The sequence below is a fragment of the Dolichospermum sp. UHCC 0259 genome (genome assembly GCF_009711935.1).
In the GTDB taxonomy this organism is placed as follows: domain Bacteria; phylum Cyanobacteriota; class Cyanobacteriia; order Cyanobacteriales; family Nostocaceae; genus Dolichospermum.
Genome location: NZ_VIKX01000261.1, coordinates 1 through 5,773, shown reverse-complemented (window position 1 = coordinate 5,773; position 5,773 = coordinate 1). Strand labels below are relative to the sequence as shown.

Sequence of the window (5,773 nt, the reverse complement as noted above, 5' to 3'; positions counted from 1 at the left end):
GATAATTAAATTTTAGCACTTGAAAATCAGGAAAGTTGATTTGATAGTTATTTACGGCGACGTTTTTGGGTGAGTCGTAGGAAAATATAACTATCGGATAGATTGGTAAGTCCAATTTCTCATCTAATCTGGCAAAATAACGAAACATTCTTTGATTAAATTTTGCTCTTGCACCTGACTCGGCTTCAATATGAATTATCAGATAAGAAGGTTGACCTAAAAATTTAGCTTTAACTATTAGGTCGGTTTCATATTTGTCTCCTGCGGTGACATCAGTAAATATTTCCTTGTCTAAGAATATAATTGATTCTGTGTCTATATATTCAAGAACTTGAGGAAAGAATAATTCCATAAATTCTATGAAAAAGGTTGATATTAGTTCTTTGAATAAGCGGTCATGATCTATATTTTCTGTCATTGTCTTATCTAAATTAGAATTTAAGTTTATGATTAAATAATAAATCTAAGTCTACTATACATCAAGCATAGGAAGATTGTTAACATTTTTACATCTATAATTACAAATGTGGTATAAAAAAAATCTAAAATGTTATGAATAAGTATCTCATTACGGCCATAGCTATAATTGTTTCATGTGAGAGCCTATTATCCAAAGCTTGGGCGCAATCACCTAATTGTATTCCCCAAAGTTTGCCGGAAGTTAGCAAATCTGCAAATACTGTTCAACAGAATAATGTGATTGTGATTGGTAAAGTGCCAAACCGTCCTTATGTAGTCGTTGTTCCTGGTAGTTCAGAAAAATTATTAAAGTTTGTCAGAAACATCGCTGCTGACGCATTTTTAGCAAAGCATCGGCTGGGAACTTATATATATGCGGGGAGTTCTCATAAAAGAGAAGAGGCTGAGTGTTTGTCTAGTGTTTTGAGATACTATAGGATAGATGCGCGAGTTATCTATTTCCACTAGATAGGGTGTAGGGATGAAAACTTTTTGGACTGGTAACTTGATTTTGGTAGTGGTTGGGTTAGTGGGTTGCCTAAATGCTTCGGCTGCGGATAAATTAGAGGTGAGGGGCGATCGCTGGATAGAAGTTCGTCGTACTATTGGACAAGTGTTTTATTCCCGTGGACAGACATCCCAACCCGCTCGCAAGGGCATCCAACTTAAATTAGTTGGGGATACAATTACTACTAAACAAGGTGCTAGTGCAGTTCTGGCTATTGATATAGGAACTGGAGTAATCAGGGTTTCTGAAAATACAACTTTAACCGTACAAAAACTGCTAACGGGAAGGGGAGGTGAACGAATCACCGAACTTCAGGTCAAAACTGGACAAGTCCGTTTACAACTTCGTCCCCTAACTGATACAAATTCCCGCGTGGAAATTCACACTCCTGCTGGGGTAGCTGGGGTGCGGGGGACTGATTTTGGTGTGAGTGTACAGGATGATGGCAAAATGGGAACTGGCACTCAAAAGGGCAGTGTAGCCACCGCTGCTCAAGGAAAAACAGTTTTAGTTAAGGGTGGTTTCCAAAATCTGATCATTCCCGGACAACCACCTTCCAAAGCCGTGCCTCTCCGGGAAGATACCCGTTTGAAAATCATACAACTCGTAGCTGATGGTAATCAAGTGAGGATTGCTGGTACTGTTGATCCGGTGAACTTGTTGATAGTTGCCAAAGAGCGCCAGAATATTGATAGTAATGGCAAATTTGATCTCACTCTTCCCTTACCTCCTAACCGTAGAGTAGAAGCGGTTGTGGTGACACCGTTAGGGAAAAAGCAATTATATCAACTTGCAATTCCCTAAATTTAAGATCCCCGACTTCTTAGAGAAGTCGGGGATCTATAGAGGGTATCTATTTTACCACAGCACGGAAGCGGATAAAGCCATAGGAATTTGCGGGAACACCTGGTGCAGTTGCATTGGGCAAAGTTTCCCCTGCTACTGCTGGGGTAGTCGGTGGTGTGGTTTTGCTGACAATATTGACTAAAACAGCCCCATTTGTATTGTTCGTACAGTTAAAAGTAGTAGGGATTTCTGTTCCTGGGGTGAGGTACCTTCCACGATCAGGAGAATCTACAATATTGGAGAGATATTTTATAGTAGGCGTAGTAGACCCAATTTGCAGCATCATACCATAATCAGCGGTAGTTAAACCTCCATCTCTATCAGTGGAATTTACAATATTTCCATTAAATGAAGTGGGCAGAAACGTGGTATTCTCTGGCACTAAGTCACAGAAATTTATATTAGTTATCGGTGTTGTCCCACTGGAGAGAAAGTAGATGGTATATTCTATTTCATCTCCTGGTTTAACAGTACCACCATCAATTCTACCCCGTAAATAAATGTTAAGAGGTGTCGGCCAGTTATTAGTGTTGTTGTCGTCAGTGCTATTAGGGTCATCCACATATTGATTTATGGGAACGCCATTAATAGCTGTGATTCGTTTAACCATTAGTAATCTAGGATCACCAAGGATATTCAGCAAGACCTCAGCAGCATTGGTGAAGCTATAAGTCCATATATCCAATCCCTTAGTGTCTCCAAACGCACCCGTACAAGGAGTACCCGTGTTGCCAGCACTATTTCCTGCTGTATCTTGTCCAAAGGCTCGCTGATTGCTTGCAGTATTAAACCCATTAATCGGGTCACTGAATAGTGGATTGGGTGGGTTTTGATTGGCTGAGTTAGCAGGAGGGCAGAGACCGCTGCCTGGAGTGCCAACATTCGTACCACCAATAGTTGTATACCCACGATCATCATAAAATCCTGTTGTTTTTCCTGCATCAGGTGAATTCAGCAGAGTTATGGTAGGCCCACCAAAAAAATTATTTTCGGCATCTAACATGGGAAAGTGATATTCACCAGAATGAATTCTGATCCTAGATCTGTAGTTAATACCAATGGGGAAGAAGTTACCACTGTTATCTCTACCGTTCCAATTAACTGTCTGGGTTCCTGTAGTGAGAAAGTAACCATTTATTGCTCGGTTGGTTGACTTAGTGGGGTCAAAATCTATGCCGTCTTGGCTGATAATAATTTGGTAATTCCCTATTCTGTCGTTTGTGAAGGTAAACGCACCACCTGTGGTGAATTGACTATTGTTGTTTGTTAACGTACCACTAAAACCGAAGCCATTCACAGTTCCAGGCTCCGCGGCTAGGGGAATACCAACTCCATCCAAATTACCATTTCCTAGGTAACGATTGATGGATGATAGGGCAGTGGGATCGAGACGGTTGAAAAAAGTAGGGTACTGGGGACGCGAAAGGCTAGTACCTCCGACAAGACCTATAAGTTGATTACCAGGAATACCACTATTACTGGCAAGAACGTTGCGATAAAGAATTGACGTGCCGTCGCTGTCAAAAAAACCTACCTGATTACCATAGATTACAAATCCGTTGGGGTCTAGTCCTCTGAGGGTTACTTGATATCGGTAACCATCGATTGTGACTGGATAGATATCGAAGTAGACAGGACGAAGGTTACCACCTGTGAATAAGGCTAAATAGTAGGCGAATAACCGCCCATTGATGTCGGTTGTGGAAGTCGTAGTGCTGCTACGCACTGTTACGTCCCAAGCTGCAACACTGCTTCCCTGAGCAGTATCGAAGTTGGTGGTACTAGTTAAACTCAACTCTCCGGTAGGTACACCATCGCTTCCGTTGTTACCCCCAGCAGGTCCGTAGAAAACGACATCATAAACTCCTGTAGATGGTGCTTGATAGAAACAGGGGATGTAACCAGTGGGATTGCCTCCACCAGTAATAGACCTGGGACCTGCCAATTCCAGAGCGCGACTTGTGATCTGGCCTCGCCCAGGTTGATCGGTGGTACACCTGAAGTTGGGTATTCCGGGAATGTTTTCACTACCAATACTTCCAGTGACTTGACCAGGATCGTAAACTAAGATGTCGCCACTACCTTGCCCTACAGCACTGGAACCTAGGAGAATATGCTCTCCTGCATTGGCGTATACTTTTAGTAAGGTTCGTCGTCTAACGATATTGGCGTATGAGTCTGTTCTCCATTCTAAATTAGCTCTACTAGCACCAGCAAGATTGGTAGGGTATAGTGTGCGGCTACCTTCGGCTTGGGCAGGTTGTATGGAGGAAGTTAGGGTAGAGAGTAATAAGGTAAGGCTAGTTAATAGGATTTTATGGTGGTTGAGTGGGTTGATGTTTGCTGCTAAATTATGTGTAGTCTGCGTTAAATTCAATCTTTTAAATAACGACATTTTCTTTACTCCAACTGCAAATCTGTTTCTTGAACTATTACTTCAATGCCACGAATATCTTTAAAAATAAATTCTGCACGACGGTTACGGGCGTGATCTAATTTTCTATTACCAGGGGTTAATAGTTCAGATTCACCAAAGGAACGAATTGTCATTCTTTCTGGGGCAATACCTTGACGGATGAGGTAATTGCGAGTTGATTTGGCGCGGTTTGCACCCAATCGCAAATTATATTTATCGCTGGCACGTCTGTCGGTGTGTCCATAAATTTCCACGATAATTGAGGGATTATCACGTAATACTTGAGCAATTTTATTTAATATTTTAGCACTGGCAGGACTAATGTAATATTTGTCGAGGGCAAAGTGGATGTTTTTAGGAACTTTAAGTTTGATAGGTTCTGGTGGTTTGTTGACGATATTGGGAATAGGAACTTGGGGAATTGGTACTGGTGGTGTTAAACATTGGGGAAATGTAGCAGGAAGTTGAGATTTACTGTTGATAACAATAGATTTATTCATATCTATAGGACGAACTACAGCGGGATAGGCGGGTTCTGATGTCCCATATTGCTTCAGGGTAGCGATCGCACTCACTCTATCTCCTGGTTGTAAATTACCCAAATTGAAGCTAAACTTACCCTGATTATCAGCGGTAGTTGTGGCTAATGGTTCACTCAAAGATCCATAACCAGTTTTCCCACTAATGCGATAAATATCAACTTGAGAATTAGGATCAGCTATACCATCAATACCCACTTGAGAACTTAGTCCTGAGAAAAATTCAGGACTGAGAAATCTAGGACTATTAATAGCACCATTTGCTGTATCTAATCTTCTATTTTCGGAGTTACGGTTTGGATTTGGGCCATCTCCATTTTCAAAGTCTTGTACTTCTACATTATGCTGATGATTGAGGTCTATACTTAATCCTTCTAAAAAATTAAATTTATTATTTTCAATGATGTTTCTATCACTTTGGGGATAGGATGTAATCACTACGCCTGAACCAGCTTGATAACTAATATTATTATTGTTAACCTGATGATCATTTCCCATTAAATAAACAGCAGCCCGACGAAATCTTCTGCCATTAGATTTAATATTATTATTAGTTATTGTCGTACTTCCTTGAGGTTTAAAGGCATAGATACCACTACCATCATTGCCACAAATCAAGTTGGATTTAATTTGCGATTTACTAATATTACCATCTAGGCGAATAGCATCGGGCATTCCTGCTAAACCGTTGCCAAGAATAATATTTTCAATTACTTGCATTTCTATAGCTTGCCAACCGGTAATAATCCCACTACCATCATGATAGGAAATGCGATTATGGCGGATAATTGTTCCCAAGGAATTAAATACAGAAACACCAAAAGCGGAGGTATTTTCTGGCATTTTCCCATCGGGAGTTATGCCTAACCAATTTTTTTCAATAATGACATTTTCAGGCGGTTTATTATTTTCTGTTTCGGGAATTTCACCGACAAAGGATTTTAATTTAAAAGTAACTGTTCACACTCCCCCACTAAAAAGGAATTAGGAAGTAACAGGGATAGG

General features: G+C 40.6%; 5 protein-coding genes. 2 read left to right on the top strand and 3 right to left on the bottom strand.

Annotated features, from left to right (window positions below; genetic code table 11):
• The coding region (locus FJR05_RS21735; protein WP_174783814.1) for an Rpn family recombination-promoting nuclease/putative transposase at window positions 1-418 on the bottom strand (418 nt) is incomplete at its 3' end.
• 134 nt (window positions 419-552) lie between these two features.
• On the opposite strand from FJR05_RS21735, the gene FJR05_RS21730 reads away from it, so the two are divergent.
• Both FJR05_RS21730 and FJR05_RS21725 read left to right on the top strand, forming a co-directional pair.
• Window positions 553-927 (top strand): hypothetical protein, encoded by a 375-nt coding sequence (locus FJR05_RS21730; RefSeq protein WP_168646027.1) that lies wholly within the window; start codon window positions 553-555, stop codon window positions 925-927.
• Window positions 928-940: 13 nt separating this feature from the next.
• Window positions 941-1,771, top strand: coding sequence for a FecR domain-containing protein (locus FJR05_RS21725; RefSeq protein WP_168646026.1), 831 nt, complete (start codon window positions 941-943; stop codon window positions 1,769-1,771).
• A gap of 49 nt (window positions 1,772-1,820) precedes the next feature.
• Here the strand turns inward: FJR05_RS21725 and FJR05_RS21720 are convergent, their stop codons facing one another.
• Both FJR05_RS21720 and FJR05_RS21715 read right to left on the bottom strand, forming a co-directional pair.
• Window positions 1,821-4,208: a DUF11 domain-containing protein gene (locus FJR05_RS21720; RefSeq protein ID WP_168646025.1), complete on the bottom strand. Its 2,388-nt coding sequence runs from the start codon at window positions 4,206-4,208 to the stop codon at window positions 1,821-1,823.
• Window positions 4,209-4,213: 5 nt separating this feature from the next.
• On the bottom strand, window positions 4,214-5,611 hold the full coding sequence (locus tag FJR05_RS21715) for an OmpA family protein (protein ID WP_217385647.1): 1,398 nt from the start codon (window positions 5,609-5,611) through the stop codon (window positions 4,214-4,216).
• Between the last annotated feature and the right edge of the window lie 162 nt (window positions 5,612-5,773).

Excerpts from the sequence above, each read along its gene's own strand:
- FJR05_RS21730 (WP_168646027.1), top strand. The coding sequence starts at position 553 with ATGAATAAGTATCTCATTACGGCCATAGCTATAATTGTTTCATGTGAG.
- FJR05_RS21725 (WP_168646026.1), top strand. The coding sequence starts at position 941 with ATGAAAACTTTTTGGACTGGTAACTTGATTTTGGTAGTGGTTGGGTTA.
- FJR05_RS21720 (WP_168646025.1), bottom strand. The coding sequence starts at position 4,208 with ATGTCGTTATTTAAAAGATTGAATTTAACGCAGACTACACATAATTTA.
- FJR05_RS21715 (WP_217385647.1), bottom strand. The coding sequence starts at position 5,611 with ATGCCAGAAAATACCTCCGCTTTTGGTGTTTCTGTATTTAATTCCTTG.